Source organism: Dactylosporangium sp. NPDC005555 (genome assembly GCF_040605635.1).
GTDB lineage: Bacteria > Actinomycetota > Actinomycetes > Mycobacteriales > Micromonosporaceae > Dactylosporangium.
The window spans coordinates 1-1,229 of the sequence record NZ_JBEXDG010000182.1; the positions used below are offsets into that span (position 1 = coordinate 1).

General features: G+C 36.7%; 1 protein-coding gene. It reads left to right on the forward strand.

Translation table 11 applies throughout. The features are described 5' to 3' along the window. The coding region (gene dld, locus ABZS58_RS51400; RefSeq protein ID WP_354792157.1) for a D-lactate dehydrogenase at positions 1–1,099 on the forward strand (1,099 nt) is incomplete at its 5' end. Positions 1,100–1,229: the final 130 nt, after the last annotated feature.

Sequence of the window (1,229 nt, forward strand, 5' to 3'; positions counted from 1 at the left end):
TAATTTGCAGAACCGCAATTTTGATTTGAATCAAGTACCAGCTACTGAACATCATGGTTCAATGTTCCATCATGAACAGGTTGTGCGTGACGTTGAATCTGATAAGCCTATTCGATACAATGCAAATCCTAAAGAATTGTATGAAGTATCTGGATCGTCCGGTCACGTTGCGGCATTGGCTGTCCGCTTAGATACATTCCCAATGGATAAAAAAACACAAATGTTTTACATTGGAACGAATAATCCCGATGAGTTGGAAGATATTCGTCGCCATATTATGACGACATTCAAAGAATTGCCTGTTTCTGGTGAATATATGCATAAAAATGCTTATAAATTGGCCAAGAAATATGGTAAAGACTCACTAATTGTGATTGAAAAAATTGGTACGGGTCATTTGCCCCAAATGTTTGCGCTAAAAGCATGGGGCGAACGCTTTTTGAAGCACATTCCGTTTTTCAAACCTTATTTCCCAGATCGTTTGCTTCAAACATTAAGTAATTTATTTCCTAATCAAATACCAAAGCGGTTAGATGATTATTACGAAAAGTACGACCATTACCTACAATTGAAAATGGCTGGTAATGGTATTGAAGAAGCGCGAGAGTATCTCAAATCTTATTTTGACAAAGCCAGTGGCGACTACTTTGAAGCCGATGCCAATGAGACCAGTAAAGCGGCAACTCACCGCTATGTAACAGCTGGGGTTGCGATTCGATATCAAGAATTAAAACAGGATAGTATTGACATTTTGCCACTAGATATAGCGTTGGCAAGTAATGATTATAAGTGGTTCGAGCATTTGCCTAAAGAGATTGAAGACAAAATAGAACACAAAATTTATTATGGTCACTTACTTGATCACGTTATGCACCAGGATTATATTCTAAAACCTGGCGTCGATGCGCATGAACTTAAAAAAGAAATGCTTAAAATTTTGGATGAGCGTCACGCTGTTTATCCAGCCGAACACAATGTTGGGCATCTATATTTGGCAGCACCGGCCTTAATCAAGCACTATAAGAAAAATGATCCAACTAATAGTTTCAACCCTGGCGTTGGTAAACAAACAATGTCTAAATATTGGGGCGAATACTAGAATAAAAAGTTTGTTAAAAAATAACCGTTATCGTCATTTGTCGATTCTGTAGTGACCCCTACTGATTGTTCTTAAAACAGTAACCAAATATTTAAAGATATACTTTAAAAAAACTTTTTCAAAAATTTTT